Source organism: Comamonas sp. AG1104 (genome assembly GCF_003350425.1).
Taxonomy (GTDB): Bacteria; Pseudomonadota; Gammaproteobacteria; order Burkholderiales; family Burkholderiaceae_C; genus Comamonas; species Comamonas testosteroni.
This window is the reverse complement of sequence record NZ_QQAS01000006.1, coordinates 289,898-315,277: the sequence shown is the minus strand read 5'-3', so window position 1 is coordinate 315,277 and position 25,380 is coordinate 289,898. Positions and strand designations below refer to the sequence as shown.

General features: G+C 60.3%; 14 protein-coding genes and 1 pseudogene. 6 read left to right on the top strand and 9 right to left on the bottom strand.

The window, feature by feature from the left end:
• Window positions 1-32 precede the first annotated feature (32 nt).
• From DFO48_RS18905 to DFO48_RS18895, 3 genes are read right to left on the bottom strand one after another with little or no spacing between them, the layout of a single operon-like run.
• Window positions 33-788, bottom strand: a complete 756-nt coding sequence (locus DFO48_RS18905; RefSeq protein ID WP_003077096.1) for an ABC transporter permease — start codon at window positions 786-788, stop codon at window positions 33-35.
• Window positions 778-1,578 (bottom strand): ABC transporter ATP-binding protein, encoded by an 801-nt coding sequence (locus DFO48_RS18900; RefSeq protein WP_003077094.1) that lies wholly within the window; start codon window positions 1,576-1,578, stop codon window positions 778-780. The genes DFO48_RS18905 and DFO48_RS18900 overlap by 11 nt, the downstream gene beginning before the upstream one ends.
• Before the next feature lie 12 nt (window positions 1,579-1,590).
• Window positions 1,591-2,583 carry an ABC transporter substrate-binding protein gene (locus DFO48_RS18895; RefSeq protein ID WP_003077092.1) on the bottom strand — a complete coding sequence of 331 codons (993 nt, stop codon included), beginning with the start codon at window positions 2,581-2,583 and terminating at the stop codon, window positions 1,591-1,593.
• A gap of 101 nt (window positions 2,584-2,684) precedes the next feature.
• Between DFO48_RS18895 and DFO48_RS18890 the strand changes: the two genes are divergently transcribed.
• Window positions 2,685-3,368, top strand: a complete 684-nt coding sequence (locus DFO48_RS18890; RefSeq protein ID WP_003077090.1) for a Crp/Fnr family transcriptional regulator — start codon at window positions 2,685-2,687, stop codon at window positions 3,366-3,368.
• Between the two features lie 553 nt (window positions 3,369-3,921).
• Here DFO48_RS18890 and DFO48_RS18885 read toward each other — a convergent pair.
• Both DFO48_RS18885 and DFO48_RS25895 read right to left on the bottom strand, forming a co-directional pair.
• The gene (locus DFO48_RS18885) at window positions 3,922-13,239 is read right to left on the bottom strand and encodes an autotransporter-associated beta strand repeat-containing protein (protein WP_233506457.1); all 9,318 of its coding nucleotides are present in this window, start codon (window positions 13,237-13,239) and stop codon (window positions 3,922-3,924) included.
• 135 nt (window positions 13,240-13,374) lie between these two features.
• Window positions 13,375-13,497: pseudogene (locus tag DFO48_RS25895) on the bottom strand (ESPR domain-containing protein); the annotation flags it as partial.
• A 693-nt stretch (window positions 13,498-14,190) separates the two neighbouring features.
• Here DFO48_RS25895 and DFO48_RS18880 point away from each other — a divergent pair.
• The gene (locus DFO48_RS18880; RefSeq protein ID WP_080569871.1) at window positions 14,191-15,072 is read left to right on the top strand and encodes a peptidylprolyl isomerase; all 882 of its coding nucleotides are present in this window, start codon (window positions 14,191-14,193) and stop codon (window positions 15,070-15,072) included.
• A 116-nt stretch (window positions 15,073-15,188) separates the two neighbouring features.
• Here DFO48_RS18880 and DFO48_RS25495 read toward each other — a convergent pair whose 3' ends face one another.
• Window positions 15,189-15,368 (bottom strand): hypothetical protein, encoded by a 180-nt coding sequence (locus DFO48_RS25495; protein ID WP_162097106.1) that lies wholly within the window; start codon window positions 15,366-15,368, stop codon window positions 15,189-15,191.
• On the opposite strand from DFO48_RS25495, the gene DFO48_RS25700 reads away from it, so the two are divergent.
• The 4 genes from DFO48_RS25700 to DFO48_RS25805 are packed head-to-tail and all read left to right on the top strand — an operon-like array spanning window position 15,303 to window position 16,454.
• Window positions 15,303-15,617, top strand: a complete 315-nt coding sequence (locus DFO48_RS25700) for an Arm DNA-binding domain-containing protein (RefSeq protein ID WP_233506456.1) — start codon at window positions 15,303-15,305, stop codon at window positions 15,615-15,617. The two genes, DFO48_RS25495 and DFO48_RS25700, sit on opposite strands and share 66 nt — an antisense overlap.
• Entirely contained in the window at window positions 15,580-15,861 is a 282-nt protein-coding gene (locus DFO48_RS25695) for a hypothetical protein (protein WP_233506455.1), read from the top strand. The genes DFO48_RS25700 and DFO48_RS25695 overlap by 38 nt, the downstream gene beginning before the upstream one ends.
• A gap of 51 nt (window positions 15,862-15,912) precedes the next feature.
• Window positions 15,913-16,353 carry a tyrosine-type recombinase/integrase gene (locus tag DFO48_RS25690; protein ID WP_236597867.1) on the top strand — a complete coding sequence of 147 codons (441 nt, stop codon included), beginning with the start codon at window positions 15,913-15,915 and terminating at the stop codon, window positions 16,351-16,353.
• Window positions 16,299-16,454: a tyrosine-type recombinase/integrase gene (locus DFO48_RS25805; RefSeq protein WP_255413105.1), complete on the top strand. Its 156-nt coding sequence runs from the start codon at window positions 16,299-16,301 to the stop codon at window positions 16,452-16,454. Before DFO48_RS25690 ends, DFO48_RS25805 begins: the two co-directional genes overlap by 55 nt.
• A gap of 1,279 nt (window positions 16,455-17,733) precedes the next feature.
• Here DFO48_RS25805 and DFO48_RS18870 read toward each other — a convergent pair.
• The 3 genes from DFO48_RS18870 to DFO48_RS18860 all read right to left on the bottom strand — a co-directional run bounded on the left by DFO48_RS18870 (window position 17,734) and on the right by DFO48_RS18860 (window position 25,380).
• Entirely contained in the window at window positions 17,734-21,510 is a 3,777-nt protein-coding gene (locus tag DFO48_RS18870; protein WP_147282759.1) for a hypothetical protein, read from the bottom strand.
• A gap of 367 nt (window positions 21,511-21,877) precedes the next feature.
• The gene (locus DFO48_RS18865) at window positions 21,878-24,853 is read right to left on the bottom strand and encodes a DUF927 domain-containing protein (protein ID WP_114864430.1); all 2,976 of its coding nucleotides are present in this window, start codon (window positions 24,851-24,853) and stop codon (window positions 21,878-21,880) included.
• Window positions 24,850-25,380 (bottom strand): hypothetical protein, encoded by a 531-nt coding sequence (locus tag DFO48_RS18860; RefSeq protein WP_147282758.1) that lies wholly within the window; start codon window positions 25,378-25,380, stop codon window positions 24,850-24,852. The genes DFO48_RS18865 and DFO48_RS18860 overlap by 4 nt, the downstream gene beginning before the upstream one ends.

Sequence of the window (25,380 nt, the reverse complement as noted above, 5' to 3'; positions counted from 1 at the left end):
TTCAGGGATAGCAGGGGTAGTAAGGGAACTGCTTATTGCCAGTGCAGCAGGCGTTTTTCAAGCCAGGTCATGAAGCGCACGATGCCAACCCCTAGCAATGCGAGTACCAGCAGGAGAGCCATAACGCCATTGATATCGAAGGTGGAGCCGAGATAGGCCAAGGTTTGGCCCAGGCCCTTTTCGCTTGCGATGATTTCGGTACCGACAACTCCGAGCAGGGCATAGATCAACCCAAGCCTGAGGCCTGAAAAGATCACGGGGACCGCACCAGGCAAAGTGACCTCGAAGAACGTTGTGCCGGCTTTCGCCCCCAACGTCTTGCATAGCGTCAAGTGGTCTTGGCTTACCCCGCGGATGCCGGCCACAGTCGCAGAGAGAACGATGAAGAAGGTAAGCGAGCAGCCAACGGCAATCTTGCTACCTATTCCAAGGCCGAACCACAGAATGAACAGCGGTGCCAGAGCAATGCGTGGCATCACATTGAGCGCGTTGAAGTAGGGGTCGGCGAACTTCTCGATCGCAGGCCAACGAACAAAAATGAGTCCAACGGCGAATGCAGCTAGGCTGCCCAGCACAAAAGACGCTGCTACAGCTGTCAGAGTCCAGCCTAGGTCGCTCCAAAACTTTGCTGTTCTTACGTTTTCCCAAAGGTAGGCAAGTACTCCACGTGGTTGTCCAAAAAATGTCGGATCAACCCATTTGCGCGAAGCGGCGATCTCGGCAAATCCCAGCATTAAGGCTATGAAAACGATGTGCCAGAGCACCCATTGCAATCGATTAGCCTTCATGGTGTACCCATCCCGATTCAAGCTGCGACCACAGAGTCGCAAAGAGTTCGTGGAAACGTGGCGACTTTTGCAATTCACGAATTGAACGAGGTCGCGGTAGGTCAATCGGCACGTCTGCAATGATGCGTCCTGGCTGGGACGACATCACGATCACGCGATCGGAAACGGCGACAGCCTCTGCCAAATCGTGAGTTACGAACAAAGCCGTTTGTCGGTGCTGATGACAGAGACGCAGAAGCAAATCTTGAAGCTGCAACTTGGTTTGCGCATCAAGTGCTCCAAATGGTTCATCCATCAAGAGCAGCGGTGCATCCAATGCAAATGTCCGTGCGAGCGCAGTACGCTGACGCATGCCGTGTGAAAGCGCTTTCGGCAACGCATTGGCATGCTCTGCAAGCCCTACCTCGGCGAGCATTTTTCGTGCACGTTCAATGCTTTGATCCTTGGTTTGCCCTCTGATCTTCGCGCCAAAGGCGGCGTTATCCAAGGCGGAGCACCACGGCAAGAGGCTATCGCGCGCGAGCATGTAGCCGATTTGGGGATTACCGCATCGTGGAGGGCTACCCATCACTTTGATGAATCCGGAACCCGTGTGTTCGAGCAGGCCCGCACACAGATTTAGCAAGGTTGTCTTGCCGCAGCCACTTGGGCCAACGAGAGAGACAAATTCGCCTTCGGCAATATTCAGAGAGATGTCCGCCAGAACCGGCTTGTTGCCGCCGAAGCTCAAATGCAGGCCATCTACGGCAACCGCAGGCCCTCTGGAGGCAAGAGCGTTGGGAATGGGCATATCCGCCTCCGCTCACTGCACCAGCAGCGTAGAGGTGTCCACCACCTTGCTGATCTGGCCTGTACGTTGCATATACCTCGCTGTATCCTGGAGGGCCTTGGGGTCTACAGGAAATTGCAAAGAGGGCAAAGAGTTATGCAGCGAGACCTCAAGAATCTGGTCTCCATTCGGAACATTGATCTTGAAGGTGTCTTGCGCAATCTTGAGCAGCGCCGCAAAGTTTGCGGGGTTCTGCGCAAACTCACTCGCTTCAATCATGGCCCTTCGATACCCCTCTATCGCCTTAGAATTCTTCTGAAGAAATTCATCGCGCACGACTTGCAGCATCGAGGCTCCGTTGGTCTCCAGGACATCACTGGGACCTTGCCCCTTGCGAGGATCAACCACCATCCGGCATACCTTCGACACTTCGCAAAAGCCATCCATCGGTGTGAAAAGCATCAGCCCATCAATCTGCTTCTGCGAGATCGCAGGAAAGGCGGTGTTGGGCGAGCCGACCGCAACAATCGTGACGTCCTGAGCAGACATGCCTGCACCCTTGAGCAGGCTCACCAACTGGAACTCGGCTGCGCTGCCTCTTGCTGTAACACCGATTTTCTTGCCTTTGAAATCCTGCATGATCGCCGGATATCCTTTGGCCGCATTGGGCGTATCCAAGCCAGCTCCCGCCATGAGGAAGAATGTGGGCCCGCGAGCTCCGCTGCCAATCACTTTGACTGCAGCTCCCTTGTTCACGGCCTGGACAAGAACCTCCGGAGGCGTAAATGCGACGTCGAGATCTCCCGCCAGCAGTGTCTGCATCGCTAACGGGGCCTGCGGAATGCTGCGCAATTCGCACGTGATGGCATGCTTTGCGCAGAGTCCATTCGCATTGGCGACACGAACCAGAAAGTTGCCCAAGCCTGGATAGTCCTGTATGCGCAAGACGGTGGACTGAGCCATAGCCGAAGTGGATAGCGCCGATACAGAAGCTATAGCGAGAGCGATCAATTTTTTTCGAATCATGGGAATCCGTTCCGTTGGAGAGAGCGTTACGACAATCGGTATGCAAACGGATTAAAAAATCGACCAGTCAATTGAATTGCGCCTCAGGTGACAATGTTCGGATGAACACCAAGCTCGACTTCCCTAGGCGTCTATCGGGTGACCGTTACCGCGTGGATTGGCTTGCGAACTTCCCTGAGCCCTCTATGCAGCGGCTTCGTGCCATTGGCATCAAGAGAACGTTTCACGACGGCCAACTCGTTCAGAAAAGAGGTGACTCTGCACATCACGTGCTGGTTGTGTTGTCAGGACGTCTGCGCTCTGTGGGCTACACCGCAGGAGGGGCCGAGCAATTTACGCGCTGGATGGAACCAGGCGAAATCAGCGGTTTTAGTTCGGTGTTGGGAAATGCGCCTGTGCCTGTAGACCTTGTCGCAGCCGGAGACGTCGAACTTCTAATCTTGCCAAGTCAGCCCTTGCTCGAGGTTTTGGCAAGCGATGCTCTGGCATCTTTGGCAGTGGCACGTGCACTAAGTCTGCGCGTGAACGAATTGTTCGACATGATCTTTATCAGGGCGGAGGAGACACTCAATGCGAGAGTCTGGGCGACATTGCAACGCATAGCAGCGGAAAACGGAAAGCCTGTTCACGGCAATGTCGTGCTTCTCATCTCTCAAGGTGATCTCGCGCATGCCGTTGGAGCGTCTCGCCAAAAAGTCAACGTCGAACTGCGCAAACTTCAAGCACAACAGAAAATTCGCCTAGGTTATCGCTGGATTGAAATTTTCTGCGGCACACAACCCTGAGCAAGTCCATCATCCGCAGGCTTCATTTAAGCCCGTGCTCTTCATGAAAGTTCAGCATGAATTGCAGAGTGGGCTTCCGAAGGAAAATCGGGCTGGCAGCACGCCATAGCTCGGTGATATACGAGGATGGGGACAAACAGTAGACTTGGCGCATAGGTATCAGATCACCGGGTCAACATCTCTCAGTTCATGGCATCCCGGCGTAACCAATTCGGCGAAAAGCAACCGATGCCTCATAGGGTATGAACGGCAACTTCAATTGTTGAATGCCGTCGATCCTGAATAGCCGCTTCATCCTCGGATCCGGCCGCTCGACTGTGCGGCTCGCCGTTTACCGACTCGAACGACCGCTTCTGCGTGCCGCGACAGACTCATGTTGAGCAATTGTTGTCCAGGGACCTATGCCCGTTTTGCAGCGTTTTTAACAAGCTGAGGTCCTGAGGGGCTCTATTCTTTATACCTGTCATACAAGCAAAAGGCCCGCAGCATGATGACTGCGAGCCTTTTCTTCGCTCCTGCTTGCCTTGTCAGGGCACCAAGCTGGTAGCCAGTTCTACCACTGCACCTTCACGCCAATGGAGGCCTGCACCCCGCTCTTGACCCGGCTGTCGCCGCCATTGGCCCACAGCTTGCCCAACTCACCATAAACGCTGGTGCGCGGGTTGATCTGCAGGCTCGCACCGGCAGCCATCTCGGTCGCGGTGTAGCCGCCCTTGGCCTTGATGTCGGTGGTGCCGCCTGGCGCCGCAAAGCTGGCGATGTCGGTGGTGTTGCTCGCCTTGTAGACGTTGATGCGGCCATAGGGCTGCAGCACACCGGCGCCGGTCGCAAAGTTGCCCTTGATGCGGGCGCCCAGACGCACGGTCCAGTCATCGTCAGCCTTGTTCTTGACCGTGGCCAGGCTCAGCGCTGTGTCGTCGATGCTCAGTTTGCGGTAGATGATCTGCGCCTGGGGCTCGATCTTCCAGTGGCTGCTCAGCTCGAAGGCCTTGCCCATTTCCAGAGAAGCCAGCCAGCCGCTGCCCTTGGTGCGGGCCTGTGCTGTGTCGCCGACAGTGCGCAGGTCGCTGCGGTAGTCAGCGCCTTGCAGCACGGCATCGGCATACAGGCCAGACTGATCTTGCCAGGTGCCGTACACACCCAGGTAGCGGGTGCGCAGGTTGTTGAAGCCGACGTATTTGCGATCCACGCCGCTGGCAAAGCCCTTGACGCTCATGTCGCCTTCAAGCTGGCCCACATAGATGCCGGCCTTGATGCTCTGGTCGGCATACAGATCCAGACCTGCCTGGAAGCCGGTCAGGTGACCGCTGCTCTCGGGGCTGACGGTGCCTTGCTGGCTGATCTTGGGATCGGTGCGCAGAATACGGCCCCAGACTCGGCGGCTGGCGCCTGTGTCGGAGCTGGTCGTGGCTTGCGTGCCTTCATCACCCATGCGCTTGCGCAGATCGCCCAACATGGCCATGTCGGCCTGGCGCAGCTGTGCCGGCAGGGCCGACAACAGCGGCACTTCAGCACGGTAGGCCGTGGTCGATGTTGCGGTCGCGGTCGAATGCAGGGCTGCCCCCTGGGCGGTTTGTGTCATGCGGTACTCATAGGCACCGGCATCCACATGACCGCCAGCCAGGGTGAAGCTGCCCGGCTGCAGGCTGGCTCCGTTCTCCGTACCGATGACCCCGATACCGTTGCCCGTAGTCTGGGCACCCAGACCGCCGGCATTGGTGATGTGCACCGTGGTGCTACCGCTGGCCACGGCCGAGGCACCGGACAGCAGCAGCTTGTCGGTGGCGCTGCCGTCCGCACCCAGCACGGTGGACAGGCCCAGGTTGCCGTTGTTGCCCACATAGGCGCCGGTAACCTTGAGCACCGTGCCAGGGGTTGCACCACTGTTGCTGCTGAGCTTGACGGTGCCGCTGTTGTTCAGGCTGGCCAGGGTCTGGTTGTAGCCCGCCAGATCCAGCACAGCGCCGCTGGCTACAGTGTGGGCAGAGGTGCTGCTGAAGGTGCTGGCAGCGCCTGCCTGCAAGGTACCTGCTGCCACCAGCGTACCGCCGGTATAGGAGTTGGTGCCTGTGAGCGTTTCAGTGCCAGTGCCCTGTTTGATAAAGCCACCAGTGCCGGTCATGGAGCCACCAAAGGTTCCATCTGTCGCCCCGCCTGCAGCCAGCGTGTTCACGCCCAGTTTGACGGTGCCGTTACCAACCAAGGTGCCGAAGGTTTGGGAACCGTTACCAGCCGACAGATCGAACGTTGTGCCACTTGCCAAGTTCACAATGCCGTTAAGCGCCAAGCTAGCTCCAGCGCCTAGGGCAAGCGTCCCACCATTGACAGTGGTTTGGCCAGCATAAGTATTTACTCCATTCAGAGTCAGCGTGCTAACGCCATCCTTGGTCAAGCTCCCGGAGCCAGAGATACTTCCGTCAAGCGTCAAAGCATTGGAGCCTGCAACTGTGAGGCCTGCATTCAGCACCATCTGGTTTGCCAATGTGACCGCTTGGTTTGAATCCAACGTTGCAGTGCCGTTCACCGTCAAGGCACCAGAGCCAAGAGCTGCGTTGTTGCCAACAATGGTGCTTCCGCCTGCAAGAATTGTTCCCCCGGTATAGGCGTTATTACCGTTCAGAGTCAGATTTGAAGAGCCAGCCTTGGTCAAGCTTCCACTGCCACTGACCGTGCCATTAAGGGTCAAGGCGTTGGAGCCCATCACAGTCAAGCCACCGTTGAGCACCACATCGTTGCCCAAGCTGACCGAGGTGTTACTGTCCAGCGCCGTTCCATTGGCGGCTGTCAGGACGCCGATGCCGAGGGCCGCGTTATTGCCGACCACCAGTTTGCCGCCATTGAGGGCGGTGCCACCGGTGTAACCGTTGGCGGCGTTGAGCACGAGCGTACCGGCGTCATACTTGCCCAGCGTGCCGCTGCCGTTGAGGGCCACCCCAATCGTCGCCGTCGCGCCCGGATCGACCCGCACCGTCGCATTGCCCAACGAACCATTGACCAGATTCAGCGCCCCCGCCGTGCCGTTCTGCAGGCTGTAGCCATCAGTGACGAATTGCAGACCGGTGATGTTCTGCGTGCCGTTGACGGTCACCGTGCCCGCCGTGCCCTGGAACACCGCGAAGCTGTTGGCCCAGGTCTGGTTCAACGTGCCGTCGACGTTGGTCCAGTTGGTGTTGCTGCCGCCCCAGGTGCCGCTGCCGCCGTCGATCAAGCCGTTGGGCGCCAATTGGCTGCCGTCCCAGAACTGCACAGTGACGCCCGGTGTGGTGACCAGCAGGTTGATCTGGTTGCCGATGTTGGTTTGCAGTTGCAGGTCACCTGCCGACACCCCGCCAGGCACGGTGCCGATCAGCAGGCCGTTGTCGGTGAGGCCGCCGGTGTAGTCGATGATCCGGTACACACCCGTGCCGAAGCCGCCGATGTCACCGACATTGAGCGTGCCGTCGAGGGTCAGGTTGCCGCCGACGTTCAGCAGCGCACTGCCGCCGCCGGACACCGGTGCCCCGAGGCCGACGTCGAGATTGGAGCCAGCGTCGAGCACCAGTGAACCGACCGACAACGCATTGCCGGTGGCCAGCGCCAGGTGACCGCCACTGCCGACATTGACCGCGCCGCTCAGGCTGCCGCTGCCGCCGAGCGTACCGCCGTTGCTGACCAGCACGTTGCCGCTGTCGAGCGATCCGTTGACCCGCAGCGTGCCAGCATTGACGTTGGTGTCGCCGATGAGGGTGTTGAGGCCGGTCAGAGTCAGGGTGCCGCTGCCGAGCTTGGTCAACCCGCCGTTGCCGCTGAGGACACCGGCGAAGGTGCTGCTGAGGTTGCTGCCGCCGATGCTCAGGGTGTTGCCGCTGCCGACGATGGCCGTGCCGTTGCCGGTGAGGCTGCCGACACCCGCCGACGCCCCCAGGTTGAGCGTGGTGCCGGTGCCCAGATTGACGCCGGCGTTGTTACCCAGTGCGCCGCTGCTCAAGGTCGTCAGGCTGCCGCCCTGCACATCGAAGGTGCCGCTGAAGGTGTTGTTGCCGGTGAGGGTCAGATCCGCCAGGCCGTTCTTGGTCAGCGTGCCCGCTCCGGCGACCACTCCGCCCAGCGTCAGGTCGTTGCTGCCCGCCAGGCTCAGATTGGCGTTGACGTTGACGTCGTTGCCCAGCACCAGCGGCGAACTGTTGTCGAGGGTCGATGCGCCCGCGACGGTCACGGCGCCGGAGCCCAGGACCGCCGAGGTGCCGAGGGTCACGGTGCCGGCGTTCAGCGTGGTGCCGCCCGAATAGGCGTTGATGCCGTTGAGGGTCAGATTGGCCGCGCCGTTTTTCACCAGCGCCCCGGTGCCGCTGACGACACCGCCGAGGGTCAGGTTGTTGCTGCCGGCGTTGGTCAGGTTGGCGTTGAGCACCACGTTGTTACCCAGGCTCTGTGCGCCGTTGCTGTCCAGCGTCGAGGCTCCGGCGACGGTGAGGTTACCCAGACCCAGGGCCGTGTTGCTGCCGACCGTCAGCGTACCGGCATTGAGGGTGACGCCACCGAGGAAACCGTTGCCGCCGTTGAGGGTCAGGTTGCTCGCGCCATTCTTGGTCAGGCTGCCGGCGCCGTTGATGTTGCCGGCGAGGGTCAGCGCATTGCTGCCGACAATCGCGAGGTTGCCGGCGAGGTTGATGCCGTTGCCGGCCGTCACGGCAGTACTGGCATCCAGGGTGGTGCCATTGGCGGCGTTCAGCGTCGCTGAACCCAGCGCCGTGTTGGAGGCGAGTATCAGCCCACCGGCATTCAGCGCCACCGGGCCGAGGAAGGCGTTGTTGCCGCCCAGCGTCAGGTTTGCCGCGCCGTTCTTGATCAAGCCACCTGTGCCGCCGATCACACCGTTCAGGGTCAGTGCGTTGCTGCCGACCACGGTAAGGTTGCCGTTGAGCGTGACCGCGTTGTTCAGGGTGACGGCGGTGTTGCTGTCCAGTTGTGTTCCGGCGTTAGCCGTCAGCGCGCCACTGCCCAGCGCCGTGTTGCTGCCGACCACCAACCGGCCGCCATCCAGTTGGGTGCCACCGGTGTAAGTGTTGGCGCCGTTGAGCACCAGGGTGCCGGTGTCGAGTTTGTTGAGAATGCCGCTGCCGTTGATGTTGGCGCCGATGGTCGCGGTCACGCCGGGATCGACCCGTATGGCCGTGGTGCCGCCCGTGCCGTTGACCGCCGTCAGTTGCCCCGCCGCACCGTTGACCAGGTTGTAACCATCGGTCATGAATTGCAGGCCGGTGAACAGTTGCGTGCCCACCACCGTCACCGTGCCCGCCGTGCCCTGGAACACGGCGAAATCATCCGCCCAGGTCTGGTTCAAAGTGCCGTTGGCGTTGGTCCAGTTGCTGCCCGCCGCCGTCCAGTTGCCCGTGCCGCCATCCACCGAGCCGTTCGGAATGGTCTGACTGCCATCCCAGTAACGCAGGTTAACGTTCGGCGCCGACACCTGAATGTTGATCTGATTGGCCACGCCGGTTTGCACCAGCAGGTCACCGAGGCCATAGCCCACCGGTACGCTGGCGACATCCAGCCCCAGGTTGGTCAGGCTGCCGGTGTAGTTGAACAGGCGATACACGCCGACCCCGAATCCACCGGCGTCAGTGACATTGAGATTGCCGTCGAGGGTCAGGTTGCCGCCGATGTCCATCAGCGAAGTGGTGGATGGCGCGCCGAGCTGTACATTGACGTTGCTGCCGGCATTGAGCACCAGCGAGCTGGCACTCAGTTGGCTGCCCGACGCCAGCGCCAGCACACCGCCGTTGTTGACGTTCACGGTGCCGAGCAGCGAACCGTTACCAGTCAGGCTGCCACCGTTGTTGACGTTGACCTGACTGCTGGCCAGCGACCCACTGAGGTTCAGGGTGCCGCCGTTGACCGCCGTATTACCGGTGAGGCCGTTGATGCCGGTGAGGTTCAGGGTGCCGGTGCCGACTTTGGTAAGACCGCCGCTGCCACTGATATCGCCGTCGAAGGTGCTGGTGCTGCTGACCCCACCCACCGTCAGCGTGGTGCCGACGCCGGTCTGCACACTGCCGCTGCCGGTCAGCGCGGCCAGGCTGGCGTTGCTGCCGAGGTTGAGCCCGGCACCGGCGCTGATGTTGACACCCGAGGTGTTGCCCAGCGCGTTGCCGGTGAGCGTGGTGACGCTGCCGGAGACGATGTTCAGCGCCCCGGTGAAGGTGTTGTTTCCGGCCAGGGTCAGATCCGACAGGCCGTTCTTGATCAGGCTGCCGGCGCCGTCAATCACCCCGGCGACGACCAGATCGTTATTGCCGGCGAAGGTCAGCCCGGCGTTGAGGTGGAGGTTGTTCGCCACGTTCATCGCCGAGCTGTTATCCAGCGTCGCCGCGCCCCCCACGGTCAGATCACCGGAACCCAGTGAACTGGAGTTACCCAAGATTAGCGTACCGGCATTGAGCGTGGTGCCGCCCTGGAAGGTGTTGATGCCATTGAGCGTCAGATCCGCCGCGCCGTTCTTCACCAGCGCCCCGGTACCGCTGATCACGCCGCCGAGGCCGAGATTCTGCGTACCGCCGACGGTCAAGGCGGCGTTGAGGGCGACGTTGTTGTTCAGGTTGATCAGTGGCGAACTGCTGTCCAGTGTCGCCGCGCCACCCACCGTCAATGCCCCGGACCCCAGCGCCGAGCTGCTGCCGACGGTGAGTGTGCCAGCGTTCAGCGTGGTGCCACCGGCATAGGTATTGCTGCCGTTGAGGGTCAGATTGGCGGCACCGTTCTTGACCAGACTGCCGGCACCGGCGACCAGCCCGGTCAGGGCCAGGTCAGCCGTGCCGCCAACGTTCAACGCACCGGCGAGGTTGACGGCATTGCCGAGGGTGCCCGCGGTATTGGTATCCAGCGTGGTGTTGGCCGCCGCATTCAGTGAGCCGCTGCCCAGCGCCGTGTTGCTGCCGACGATCAACTTGCCGGCGTTCAACGTGGTGTTGCCGAAGTAAGTATTGGCGCCGTTGAGGGTCAGGTCGGCGGCGCCGTTCTTGATCAGCCCGCCGACGCCGGACACCGTACCGGTGAGGGTCAGCGCATTGCTGCCGGCGACGGTCAGGTTGCCGCCCAGGTTGACGTTGTTGGTGAGGCTGGTGGCCGTGCTGGCGTCCAGCGTGGTGCCGGCCGCCGCGTTCAGGTTGCCGGCGCCCAGCGCGGTGGCGGAGCCGACGATCAGCGTGCCGGCGTTGAGCGAGGTGGAGCCGGTGTAGGTGTTGTTGCCGGTCAGGGTCAGGCTGGAGGTGCCGGTCTTGATCAGCCCGCCGGCACCGTCGATGACGCCGCCCAGGGTGAGCGCGTTGCTGCCGCCGGCCGAGAGGTTGGCGTTGAGGGTGATGGCGTTGCCCAAGGTGACCGCGCCGTTGCTGTTGAGGGTGCTCGCCCCGCCAACGGTCAGGGCGCCGCTGCCCAGTGCCGCCCCGTTGCCGACAGTCAGGCTGCCGGCGTTGAGGGTGGTGCCGCCGCTGTAGGTGTTGCTGCCGTTGAGGGTCAGGTTGGCCGTGCCGTTCTTGATCAGCCGGCTGGCGCCGCTGACCACGCCGCCCAGAGTCAGCCCGTTGCTGCCGCCGATGCTCAGGTCGGCGTTGAGCACCACGTTGTTGGCCAGGGCCACGCTGGCGCTGCTGTCCAGGGTCGCGGCGCCGGTGACCGTCAGATCGCCGCTGCCCAGCGCCCCGGCGTTGCCGACGGTCAGGGTGCCGGCGCTCAGGGTGGTGCCGGCCAGGAAGGTGTTGGCGCCGTTGAGAATCAGGTTGGCGGCGCCGTTCTTGGTCAGCCCGCCGCTGCCGCCGACCACCCCGCCGAGGGTCAGGTTGGCGCTGCCGCCGATGTTCAGGTTGCCGCCCAGGGTGACCGCGTTGCCCAACGACACCGTCGTGTTGGCGTCGAGCGTGGTGCCCGCCGCCGTGCTCAGGCCGCCGCTGCCCAGCGCCGTGTTGGCGCCGACGATCAGCGTGCCGGCGTTGAGCAAGGTACCGCCGGCAAACCCGTTGCTGCCGCCCAGGGTCAGGGCGGCGGTGCCGTTCTTGACCAGCCCGCCGGCACCGTTGACCACGCCGTTGAGGGCCAGGCCCTGGGTGCCGCCGATGACCAGGTTCGCCGCCAGGTTGACGGCGTTGGCCAGGCTCACTGCGGTGGTTGCGTCCAGCGTGGTGCCGGCCGCCGTGTTCAGTGCGCCGGTGCCCAGGGCGGTGTTGCTGCCCACGAACAATGTGCCGGCGTTGAGGGCGGTCGCGCCGCTCTGGGTGTTGTTGCCGGTCAGGGTCAGGCTGGCCGCGCCGCTCTTGGTGAGGCCGCCCGTGCCGGAGAGCACGCCGCCCAGGGTCAGGTTGTTGCTGCCCAGCACGGTGAGGCTGCCGGTCAGGCCGACGTTGTTGTTCAGGGTGACGTTGGCGGTGCTGTCCAGGCTGGTGCCGGCGGCCGCGTTCAGGGCGCCGCTGCCCAAGGCGTTGTTGTTGCCGACCCGCAACGTGCCGGCGCTCAGGGTGGTGGTGCCGCTGTAGCCGGTGTTGACGCCGCTGAGGGTAAGGCTGCCGCTGCCAGTCTTGGTCAGGCCGCTGGCGCCGGCGAGCGCGCCGCTCAGGGTCAGCGCCCCGGCGCCGCTGGCGGTCAGGGCGCCGTTGAGGGTGATGGCGTTGGACAGGTTGACGGTGCCGGGCGCGGTCAGGGTCGCCGCGCCGCCAATGGTGACGGTGCCGCTGCTGAACGCCTGATCGTTGCCCACCTGCACGCTGCCGGCGTTGATCGTGGTGTTGCCGGTGAAGGTGTTCGCCGCCCCCAGACTCAGTTGGCCGGCGCCGGCCTTGGTCAGGCCGCCGGCGCCGGACAGCACGCCGGTCAGGCTCAGGTCGTTGGCGCCCTGCACCGTCAGGCCGCCGGCGCCCAGGGTGATCAGGTTGCCCAGGCTCAGGCCGGCGCTGCTGGCCTGGAGGATCCCGCCGTTTGAGGTCAGCACGCCGCTGCCGAACGCCGCGTTGTTGTTGAACTGCACCACCCCGCCGTTGAGGGTCGAGCTGCCGCTGACCACCGGCCCCTGCAAGGTCCAGGTGCCGCTGTTGACGGTGAGGTTGTTGAAGTTGACGTACGTGGCACTGGACACCGTGCCGCTGCCGCTGGCGCCGCCGCCCGCGCCGAGGGTGTTCTGCAGCACCAGGGCGTTGGTGCCGCCGGCGCCGCCGTCGATCTGCCCGGTCGGGGCGAACGTCAGGTTGACCCCGATCAGCCCGCCAAGGCCGACGGTGACCTGCACGCCATCGCCGACGTTGACGCTGGAGCCGGTCACGGCGGTGAAGGTGTTGGTGCTGTTCACCCCCATCGACACGCTGCCGGTGATGCTGCCGGTGTTGGTGAACGTGTTGCCGGCGGCGGACGTCTCGAACGCCACCCGGCCCTGCACGCTGCCGTTGTTGGTCATGTTCACCGTCGAGCCACCGTACACGCCAACCACCGGGGTGTCGGCCAGGCTGATGCCGCCCACCGACAGGCCTGTGGAGGTGATGGTGCCGTTGTTGGTGATGCTGGTGGTGCCGGCCGCGGCGTTGTTCACGCCGATGCCCAGGCCGTCGATGCTGGTCAGGTTGAGCCCGAGCACCATGCCGGTGCCGCGGATGATGCCGCTGGCGTTGTTTAGGACGTTGACCGTGCTCGCCGCGCCGGTGCCGATGAACGCGCCGCCGCTGAGCACCGACACCAGCCCCAGCAGCGCAGGGTCCAGGGTGCCGGAGTTGTTCAGGGTGATGTTGACCCCGGTTAGGTCCAGCACCCGACCGCCCAGGGTGGCGTTCATCTGCGCGCCGGCGTTGACGTTGACCGTCAGGCCGTTGGCGGCGCTGGCGTAGTTGTTGAGAAACAGCGGCAGGCTCGGCACACCAGTGCAGGTGACCGTGCTTCCAGCAACAGAGCAAGTTGCCCACGCAGCGGGGCTAAGAGCTGCCCCGCACAACATAGCAGCAGCAAGCGCCACTCTCCGAATCGGGCTCGCACGCCCACCGAAGCATGATGAACCTGTTACCAAAGAGACCGCCCTCGAACTCTTGACCGAGGCCGTGCCCGAGTGAGCTGTTTCAGGCGCTGCGACCCAAGCACCCAAAGACTGATTCCAGATGGATCGGTAGCATTTATTCATGTTCACCCTTTAATGTGATTCAGGGCAATGCTGCTGTCCTAAGGTGCCCCGTCCTTACCGCTGTCCGACAAACAATTTAATTGATGTAACAAAAACAAACAATCACTGAAATCGATTATTGGAATATTCACTAGATGCCGATTTATGCATAGCAATAATATATTAACGAAAAACAGAACTTAAAAGAGGCGCTCTTTAGCTAAGACCCTCAGTTGATTGGCATCAATTACTGCAGAATCGATGTGTTAATCGGTGAACCTTAAAACCTTCTGGCAACGCGAAATTGCTTTCATTTTTTCGCTAGCAACAAGGCAGGGGGGGGGTCATGCTGGACTGCTCTGATCTCTCCTACCAAAGACTGCGCCGATGCCAAATGAAGCCGCTTTTTTTCGTTGACTTAAGCGAATCGCGCTAGGAATCAAAGTGAGAAGATCTGTGTATTATTGAATCCACACAAATCCAATTCATTGCACTTGTGTGGGTTGCTGTAATTTTTTCGGATACAGCGTCGCCGATACTTTCTTTTTAAAGCCAAAGGCTTTGCTGCCTTGACATAAACGCTCATACTTTTTCATGTATGTGCCGATGTGTCATACATGACCTATTCAACGTATACCTAGAAAGAGGTAGTTTGTGACATCTACAACGCGCCACCGTATGCATAGCGCAATAAGCTTGGCTTTGACAGTGTTCATGAGTTGCAGCACGCTAGCCCAGGCCGCGCCATCGCCTGCCAAGGACTCGGAGTCACCCGTTGCGAACCTGGGTTCTATCAACATCTCCGCTGCCGAGGTACAGCAACTATTACGGGCCATGCCCGAGGGCGAGCGTGCCAAAGTCAAGAGCAACCGTGAAGGCTTGGAAAACTGGTTACGCCAACGCCTTGCCGGCGAAGCACTGCTGCGCGATGCACAGCGAAAGAAGTGGGCCGAGCGTCCAGAGGTCAAGTCACGCATTGATGCAGCCGTCAAAGAGACCACGGCTCGCATCGTCACCGGCAGCTACCTGGAGTCATTGGTCAAGCTGCCCGCAGGCTTTCCCAGCGATGCGGAACTGCGTGCCGCCTATGAACGCAACCGATCACAACTCAATGTTGCTCCAACCTATCGGGTCGCACAGATTTTCTTGCCCGTTGCGCTCGATGCGGATGGAGCGACGATCGCAACGGTGCGCAGCAAAGCAGCAGAGTTGACCAAGCAATCACGCGCAGGTGACTTTGCAGCACTTGCCAAGGAGCACTCCCAGGATGCTCGAAGTGCCAGCAAAGGCGGAGAGGTTGGCAATTTGCCCTTGGCCCAGCTTCTGCCGGAGACTCGTGAGATCGTTTCCAGCATGCAGCCCAACCAGATCAGCGAGCCCGTGCGCTCTGCTTCCGGTTTCCATGTGCTCAAGCTCCTCGCCAGCCAACCTGCACGTCCGGCGACCTTGGAGGAAGTCAAGCCCACCTTGCAGGCAGCCTTGCGCGAGCAACGTCAGCAGGAGCTTGTAAATGAATATCTGAGCAAGCTCGCACCTTCTTCCGAGGTGAAAATTGACAACGCTGCTCTGGAGGCAGCGCTGCAAAGGGTCAACTGACAGCAGTTTTACTCCCCGTTTTGCTGCCCATGGCCAGATGAAGCACTCCGGCCATCTCACCGCACAGTGTTGGCAAAAAAAGAGAGACCGCCGAAAACACCGGCCACCGCACAAGCCTAGATCTCCAGCTCCACGATGGCGGGCGTGAACTGGTAGCACCAGGCATGACCCATGCCGGGCAGCCGGTGCTTGGCGTCGTATTCACGGCCCTTGGCGGGCTTGAGGCAGCCGTGCTGCAACAGTACCTTGCACACGGCCTTGCCCAAGCAACACTGCCCGGCGTAAAGATTCGCCATCTCGTCTCAGGCGACAGGCTGCAAATTGCCTTCACCTGGGAGGGTCAGAAGTGCCGCGAGTTGCTCCCTGCCTGTGCCATCAACAAGAGCAGCATTCAGCGCGCTGCCTCTTTGCGTGACGAAATCCGCCGCAAGCGAAGGCGGCTTCTCCTATGCCGACTACTTCCCGAACAGCCCAAGAGCCGCATCGCCGTCACAAAGGAACCCGCTCATGGAAACGCTGCTGCAAAAGCAGCTGGACACCTTTGACCGCCAGGTCAAGAACGGGCAAATGTCCCCGTCCACCTACAACGGCTACGCTAAGGCCATTACAGGCGAGCGCATGCGCCGTTGGCATCGGCTGCAGATTGGTAAGGTACTGCCCAGCCTGCTGCGTGACTGGGTTTCGGAAATGGACTGCACCAGCAAGGCCATCCGGAACATGCTCACCCCGCTGCGCAGCTTGTTTGAGGACGCCGTGAATGACGAATTGATCGACTTCAATCCTTTCTAGCGCATCGCCCTATCCAAGCTCGTTCGGCAAACGGCAAAGGCCAGCGACTATGTGGTGACGCCGTTCAGCGCGGCTGAGCGCGAGGCCATCCTCAAAGCCTGCCGCCCCGATGAACAGCCCATGCTCCAGTTCTGGTTTGAGACGGGCCTGCGCCCAGGCGAGCTGCAGGCGTTGCAATGGAGCCACATAGATTGGAAGCGAGCCATTGTCCGAATAGAGCTCAATCAGGTCGCTGGCGTGATCAAGGGGCCCAAGACGGCCGCCGGTATCCGTGATGTGGAGCTGTCCGCCGAGGCACTCCCTGCGCTGCGCGCCCAGCGTCCTATTTCCGAGCTCAAGGGAGAGCGCATCTGGCTCAACCCTCGGACAAGCGAGCCATGGAGCACCGACGCCCAGATCCGCAAGACACTCTGCAACCAGTCTGCAAACGTGCCGAGGTGGAGTATCGCAACCTATACCAAGTCCGTCACACCTATGCCTCGGCCTTGCTGACGGCCGGAGCCAATCCATCGTACGTGGCCAGCCAGTTGGGGCATGAGGATGTGGAGATGGTCTTCCGCACCTACGGCAAATTCATCAGGGACGACTACTAGAAGCCCAAGCCTGATTTTCGCATTGTGAAAGAAAAAAATGATCGGTGCGAAATCGGTGCGATTTGATGGACACCACAGCACACCAAAGTGCAAAGAAAAACCGCCACACACTAGGCTTTCCAGTGTGTGGCGGTGTCTTGAATGGTGGGCTGGCGTCAATTGAATCATCTCTTGAAACCCGCATGGAATAAAGATTCTTGAGAATCAATTTTTCTGCTGTACCCCACTTTGTACCCCCTCCCTGGTTTTGGTACCCCTCTTTGAGCCAACCCCATCCAAAGCACCCGAGCTTCACTTAACCCCCTTAGGGAAGCCACGCAACAGCCCGACAACGCGGCTCGAATTACCCGCTCCAAAGGGACCGGGGAAGGACCCGCCCTCCTTGCCAATGACCTCGGTCAATCGCAAGACGGAAAACAGCGCCTATCAATTCCATGAAGGAATCATTTGTACAACGTGCCGCGCGCATGTCTTTCGGGATATGACCCAAAATCTTGGGAACACTGGGAACAAGCCAAAAATAAAGACCTAAGTCATTGTCACTATTTAAGAAAATTGTTCCCAATATCACTTTGGGAACAGCCGTTTTTCTTGGGAACACTGGGAACAAATCAGTCAAGATCTACTGATTTGAAGAGCAAAAGCTAATCAAAATACTCTTCACTTGAGACAAAGCGGCTGAAGCCTTTGCTTTTCTGGTGCCGACTTCAATCAGTCACAGAATCCCGCAAAGCACACAATTAATTCCATCGCAGAATAAACCTTCCCTCCCCCCCCTTCCGGCGCTCGGCAGCTTTTCCTTCGGCACTCAACCCGCATGGTCATACCTTCATAGCAGCCTACCAACGCACCGGCCGCCCCGAGACAGCGCCTGTGGGCAACCACTACCACTTACAAACAGGCAACCCCATATAAAAAGCCCAAGGCTGCTACACCTTGGGCTTGCTCATACCTAAATGCACTCCAGCAGGACGTAGTCAGTCCAACCTTGCCACCTGTGCCGGTGAGAACTGATCAATCCGCAGATTGAAACTTACGGCGTTGAGGCCAGAAGCAGCCGGTCAGAAGATCTCACTATCCATGTCCGAGCTTTATATCGTGCCGGAACTGATAGGCATTGACGCCGCGTCGGAGAACCAGTGCAGCGACCAACACTTTGGCTGGTTGACCAGTTCAACCAGCAAGGCCTTAAAGGCCATCTCGTACAGCCTTTAGCTGTTGTTCAAGACCCACCCGACCAGTCGCACTCAGACATGAAAGCTCAGGCTGTGCGCTCGCGTCACTCGAAGCGATCACGCTCTTCTTTGATTTCTTCCCTTTGAATCTCTCTATCGAGTTGTTCGATCTCAGTCTCTATCCATTGAGTGATCCGGAAATCAAGTCCAGCGGCAAGCCATCGTCGCAGCATATCTCGCTGTTGCTTCAAATACAGGCTCGTAGGGCCACACCATGAACCAGAATGGAATGAAGCGCTTATCCCGGAGCATACGCCGTCGATATGCCCATACCGGGTCAACAATTGCCGTGTCAGCTCGCCACCGTCTTTTTTGTCCAGTGTAGGAGATGTCGCATGTGCGATCAGTGCTGCTCGCCCATTAGGATCAGACTCGATCCAGTTCAAAATACTAGACACAGGCAAGTCCGCAATGGGTGGGAGATACCCCTCTTTTTCAGAGAAGTGGATGCCACCCTTCAGCCAATTGCACAAGTCGCCTCGCCATTTTGGCAAGGCAGCCTCAAACTGTCTTGCGGTGACCTGCCAGGCACCTTCGGGATCGATACTAACCAGCTCCTTGCTCAGCTCCTCAATACTATGGTGATAGGACAAGCTGTATTCCTCACGCATGGCCGTGAGGATCGAGTCAAGCAAGGGAGCTGCAAACGCTGCGTTCGACTTCAACAGCCTTGAGCAAACGCGCTTCCAATTGAACCCGGAAATCCGCCTTGGAGCTCCTAGAGAATGAATCGCCTGAACTGCGACAGTGAAGGCGAAGTCACCCCCGTAGGGCAATGGTCGATCAGAAGAAATGGCGTCTATTAAGCCGATCAACAGTTCCCACGCCTCCGGCGTCTCGCGATCTCGAATCAAACGAAACAAGCGCTCTGCTTGCTCTGCAGGAACAAAATCCAATGCACTGCCATACTGCAATGCGCCAAATAGTGCAGGCTCTATCCATTTCGCCTCAAGTGCGTCGAGACAGCGGTTGAAAGCGTTTTCGCTGTATTCAGATCGGAGAGTCACCTCGGCGCCCAGGCTAGCCGTATCGCGGCTGCTCAACATCTCCAGAAGCCACGACTCAAACTGCTCCGCAGACTGAGCTTTCACGCCAGTCAAATAGCCGTGCAGGCATGTACTACTGCCTGATTTTTGCGCAACACTGGTGAGTAAAGGGAGCAGGACTCGCTTCTTGTCGTTTGCGGCCAGTTGCTCCCCGAATTTCCAAAGCGCCGGCGTATGCACCTCTGGAGCCAGAAGGTGAGAAATCTCAAGGAGGCGATGTGGGCTCGCTGCAATTCGTCGCGCAAGTGCTGTTACCAACGCTCTTGCATGTGAAGGTGGCTTAGCGCGCCGATCACGATACTCCTCTTCCCATTCATGCCAATCTACATCCAGTACGTACCGCTGGAATCGGCTGGTCAGGTCGCGGCGTGCATATTGCCTGGCAAGGCGTCTGATTCGAATCGCCACCTCATGAGGCAGCTTGTCCTCTCGATATTCTTTCCAATGCCAAAAAAACTTGTTCAGCTGGCTTGGAGCCATCGCGCTGTCAGAAGCCAGCTTCTCCAGAATCTGGAGTGCTAGCTGAGTGCACGGAGGAGTGCGAAGCTGATGCTCGACCGCTTTGAGCAGCGCCGAGCAGACTTGCGGCCGCAGAGCAGCAGGCCAAGTCGCAGTCTCATCGATCAAGGTTTGGAAGTACAAAAGGTATGCCTGCCACCAGTCGCCGTAAGTTGCGGGAATCCAAAGCTTGGCTCGCTCTTGAAGTCCCTGATACTCCGGCCCCACAGTACGGAAGCCAATGCCACGCCTATCCAAGGCCGAGTCCAGTACGTTTAGCCCCAGCAAACGCTCAGCATCGGAACTCGCTCTAAGAAGCGCAAGTAAGGCAGGCAGCCTCTGCTCAGGACTGGCCTCAGTCGCAGCAGCCTCTGGACCAATACGAAACAGGCCTACCAGTGTGCCGGTAGAGTTGTTGGAAAAGTCGGCATTCTCATTTATGGCAAGCCGAGCCAACAAGCGTAAGGCCCGCACGGTGAGCAGAGGCCAAACAGCGATCTTCTCGAGTGCCCAGACGATGTTCTGTCGATCTGACTTGAACTCCATAAGTTCAGAGTCAGACCATTTGCCGATCGTGTCCTCAAGCAAGCGCAGAACAGCAGCGGAGTTGGCCTCAGCGAGAGTCGAGAGGAATCGCGACCCAGCTGAAGAAGTAAGCATGTCCCGACTGGAAAAGACGCCATCAGGCCTCAGTATCTCGTCGACAACGAATGCTGTGTCCTTGCCCCCCGCGAATCTGAACTTATTCAAAAACCAAGCATGGAGCGATGCAGGCATGGATTCGAAAGTGGCGACAAAATCGAACCCGCGCCCATATCGTGTCCAGAACTGCTTCCAAAGGAAAATATGAAGCGCCTTGGGAACGAAGAATAGAGTCCTGCTGCCTTGCAGGACGCGTCGAGCCCTTAGGCTCTGGACAATCTCTTGGAAGCGGGCCCAACCGATCGTTGGATCAACCTTCTGGATCAACTGAGCGATGTAGGTGGCCTCATCTGCTACTGGATCTTCAAATCCGAAACGACTGAACAAGGCAAGGTGATGAGCCACACAATCGACTTGCCGTGAAGCGGCATCCTCTTGCACGCCGTATCCGTGCAAAAACCGGGACCAAAGGGGTACCGTCGCTGGCGACCGCAGCAAGTCAGAGGGATTCGCATGAAGATTTTCTGCAACGGCGTGTGCGACTCGTGGCGATCCCTCACAAATTGAGACCCAGCGATCAATGCCTTGGGACTCTCCAACCCGGCCTATCAGGATGCTCCTGATGATGTCGTCCGGAAGGCGGGGAGCCTGTAGACGGAGAATTTCATCGTCGTGGCTTTCATCGCGCCCATGATCGAGAGTGACCAGCTTCAATGCGCCACAGCGAGTCTTTAGATGCCGCCAGATTTCGACCATCTCAGCTTCGCCTAGGTCATCGAGCACGAGCACCAGTGGCGTCGTCCAGCCAATACGCAGCAGTTGCCTAAACAGCGCCGTCTGGCCGAACTTGGAGCCGTGACATAGGTAGAGAACAGAGGGAGCAATGTGCGAAACTCTAAGAGCTTCCAATACTAGGCGCGTTTTGCCCAGGCCAGGCTCGCCCAATACACGAATGTGTTTGGCGTCACCTTCGATACCTGCCCGAATCTGATCGATAAGATCAGATTGAGCATGCGCCGGCAAGAATGAATTCGCCATATGGGCATCGCGGTCCCATTCGTCGAGTACCCAAGCCTCCTGAATGGAGTCATAGGTCAACAATGCCGCAACGCCCGGGTATCGCTCTGCAAAGGTCGAGAGCTGGCCTGCACCCAGCACATCGACTAAGTCGCGGTAATCCGAAACGCCCACAGATTCAAGCACGCTCACGATACGCTCGCAGGCGTCATTGCGTTGTTTCGGAGTGAGATCATGGCCCGTACAGACGATGACATAGCGCCCCCTTCGCTCAGTAAGGCGCGCCACTTCCGGGAACAGTTTCCCTTCGCTGTTAATCAGTTCGTCTCGGACGGAGCTCTCTGTCCAAGGCTTGAAGGTTGTTCCGGACTTCAGCTGAATTCCTGTTAAACCAGCAGCAAAGAAGCAATCAGCAGGGACTTGTGCATCTGATGGCGCATCCACTTCGGCATCAATACCGCCGTCAGCGACGGTCAACCGGCTTGAAATCGTGACAACCGCTGGATTGAGTTTTGCGTAGGTTGACTCGGCTTTTAAGAGCCCCGTTAGCAGATCCACGGCACGCTCGGCAGTGAGTCCAGTAATCGTTTCAACAGGAACTCTAATCAATTGGCTCATGTAGAGAAACTTATGGGGAATGGTCTTGGCATTCTCGAATATTTTGCGAAGCAATTGATTTCAGCATCGCTGCACGATCAGACTCACGCAGTCTTGCCAAGCTCATAGATCGCGCGCGCAGAGGGCAGGAGTTAGTTACTCCTGGAAATTAGCAGGTCTGCACGATGCAGGAGGTGACAGGCAGATTCGTGGAAAATTTCCACCACTCGCCTAAACCCAAGGAGAGGCCTCAATCGCAGGAGGATTCAACTGGTCGATTCAACGCAACAAAGCTCCCGATGGCCAGAGCAAACACTCTGACCACCTCCATCTCATCGCGCAATGCAGCCCAAGAAGAACCAGCTCCCGCACCAACCTCAGCACTGGCCTAAATCTCCAGCTCCATGATGGCGGGCGTGAACTGGTAGCACCAGGCGTGGCCCACGCCGGGCAGGCGGTGCTTGGCATCGTATTCACGGCCCTTGGCGGGTTTGAGGCAGCCGTGCTGCAGCAGCACCTTGCACACGGCCTTGTAGTCGAAGCCTCGGCAGATCTCGGTGCGGAACACTTCGGGCAGCACAAAGTACTCCACCCGCGTTTCCTCGCCGTCGATGGCGGTCATGGCTTCGTAGATGTCCTTGTCTTCCTTGGATGTGCCCGGCGTGTAGCCGGTCTTCAGGATCTTGAGCGGCTTGCCGTCCTCATCGATCAGGCGCCTGAAACCTGCGCGCTGCAGCGTCTTGGCGTTGTGATCATCGGTCGCACGATGCCACCACGTAAAGCGCCCTTCTCCGTGTGCCTCCAGAAATCCGCGCACCTGCCACAGCATGGCTGTGACTTCACCATTGCCTGCACCGCCACGAGCCAACAGCCACGCCTCAAAGCAGGCCTTGGTCGCACGTTCGCTCTCGCCCTGCTCCCAGCCGGTCAGACCCGCTTCTGTCGCCAGCTCGCCGGCCACGCCCACCAGTGCAAAGCGTGCCGCCACACGGGCCACCTGCCCGCTGGCCTTGCCGGGCGTCCAGCTGGCCGCCAGGGCGCCGGATTGCTGGCGTACACGCTTAGACAACGTGTCTGCATGTTCTGTTGCCCACTGCAAAAACGCGTGACCCACCGCACCATGGCAGAGCTGCGCCTCGCGTGCGAGGTGCGAAGAGAATGCAGCCCCGTCAGCCAGGCCGTGCAGTTGCTCGAAAGCGCCCATGCCCTTACCTGCATCTGCAGGAATATCAGCCATGCGAACTTCTTGCCCAGCACGCGTGCGCTTACCGCCTTCGGCCATATGGTCGGCCAGGCCCAGCTCGCCGGCGCTCAAAAACAGCAAGCGCCAGGTCAGGCGCGTGCGGGCTGCACCGTTGCGTGTGGCCCGTGCCTTGCTCTGCTCGTTAGCCAGCATGTAAGCGCACTCGCCTGCTACCTTGCCCTCCACCTGGGCCAGCTCATCCAGAATCAACAGGCAGTCGCAGTGCTGGGCTGCAATGGCTTCCAGTGCGTTGTCGGTGGTGCGCCAGCGCTGCATGTAGTTCTGGCCGCCGTACACGCTGGCCGCCAGCCGCAGTGCCGTGGTCTTGCCGCAAGAGCTATCGCCCCGCAGATGGAAGCCACCGCTCTCCATGCCCGCAGGGCGCAGCAGCGGCCCAGCAAACGCACAGGCCACGGCAAACACCAGACGGCTGTTGCCTGCACACAGGCGGCCTATGCGGTCCGTCCAGTCCTGCGCATCGCGCCGAATGCGGAAGGTGTTCTCCATCTGGTTGTCGGACTGGAACACGATGCGCTCGGCATCGTCGCCAATGGTTTCATGCGGCAGCACAAAGGCCCGGCCATGCCAGCCAATGCGGTCGGTGCAGCTCGCAAACGCTTCGGGCTTGCGCGTCTGGATGTACTCGGTCAGCCGGTTGCGTGCCGTGGGCGCTGTCGCAATGCGCAGGCCCATGTTCAGCAGCGCTGCGCGGTACTCGCCGCCATCGCTGCTCAGCATGCGTGCAGGCATGGCCCATTGCTTGGGCACGCCCAGCGGGTCGGCAAAGGTCAGCAGATAGCCCCACCCCGCGCCCTCCTGATTGCGCGTCAGCGCCTCCACCTGCAAGGGCGAGCACAGCCACAGCGGGCGTGCCGGGTTGCCGTCCTTGTCGCGGCCGTGGAACCACACCCCGCTGTCGTCCAGCGAGAAGGGCTCTTCCCTCGCAGGCTCGTCGTCATGATCCGGTGCCGCTTTGCGTTTGCTGCCACGACCGCCGCCACCCCTGCCGGAACCACCGCCACCAGAAGCGGGCTTTGCCGCAGCGCCGGCATTGCCTGCCTCATCACTGCCCGCACCATCGCCGCCAGCCTTTGCATGCACAGCGCTCACAGCATCTTGTACGCAGGCCTGCACGGCTTCAAGGCCAAAGGCCTGGTGCATATCGTTGAAGTCGCTGCCGCCTTCCGGCAATGCAGACGGAAACACGGCCACACCGTTGACGGCAGCGGCTGCCGCTTCGGCTTTGATGCGGCCCGCATTGCGCCCCGTGCGGGCCTCTGTCGCAGCATCGTCATCGCCGCACACCACCAGCAAGGCATGCGGCTGCATTGCGCGCAAGGCCTTGGCCACATGCTGCAGATTGCCCGCATCAAAGGCCACAGCCACCGGCCAGCCCTTGGCCATGTGCAGGCTGGCTGCCGTGGCATAGCCCTCGGCCACCAGCACCACGGCCGAGCCCTGCAGGCTGCCCAGCATGTGCCACAGGCCCGACTTGCGACCGCCCTTCAGGAAAAGCTTGTCCACTCCTTCTACGGGCCGCTGCGGCGCAATGCGCTGCACGTTCCACAAGCGCCCTGCCCCATCGCATACCGGCACCAGCAGCCAGCCGTCGGGCGTGTAGCGCACGCCAAAACCTTGCACACCTTTTCTGAGCAGATAGGCACTTTGCCCGGTGGTACTTGCCGCATCCCAGATGGCCTGTGCCTCATGCGCTGCAGCTTCCTGCTCGGCCTCGATGCGCAGTGCCTCGGCCTGCTGCCGCTGCAGGCGCTCCTGGTCCTGCTGCTGGCGTTGGGCAGCACTCAGGGGCTGCACCGCCTGCCCTTGCTCCCGCGCATTGCGAGGCAGCTTGAAGCCATGCTGCTTGGCCAGGAACAACAACGTAGACACGCCCACCCCGCCACCGGCCTTGATGCTGCGCCATGTGCTGCGCACCGCACCGGCATCGAAGCTGCCGCCGCTGGCGGCACTCCAGTCGCTGAACAACTGCAGGCCCAGGTCGTCTGGGTACTCGCTCTTGATGGCCATGCCCACCCTCGCCCACTCGTCGCGGGGCAGGTTGGACGGCACAAAGCTCAAGGCATTGCGCAGCAGCTCGGGGGTGATCGTGGTCTGGGTCATTGGATACGCGGCCTCATGTCTTCGGGCCTGAACAGCTGAAAATCCGAACGCAGCACGCCTGGCTGCCAGGGCTCGGACATGGCCAGCATCTGTTTGCTGACCTGCGAATACACCGTCACCACGCCCTGCACGCTCAGGCTGGCGCGCAAACGCGTGCCGTGCGGCGAGGTAAAGGCACTGCTGAGAATCGGCTTGTCTCTGGCCTTGGCGATGAACAGCTCCAGCAGATCGGGCCTCAGCCTCTGCAGATCTGCGGCAGGCAGCTCGGCCAACAGGCTGCCGCTGGCGATCTCCAGCACCTGCACCGTGCCCGGCCAATACAGCAGCCCCTGCTCAGGTGCATGGCGCGTGCGCTGCACTGCCATCAGCAAATAGCCCTTGCGCATGGCCTCTTCATTCAAGGCCCTGGCCCCCCAGCGCAGGCGCTGCGCAGCGTGCTCGCGGGCCTCGGCCTGCGCCTTGGCCATGGCGTCGTTGATGGTTGCAGCGGGGGCTGTGGGTGCTGCACTACCTTGGTTGTGGCTCAT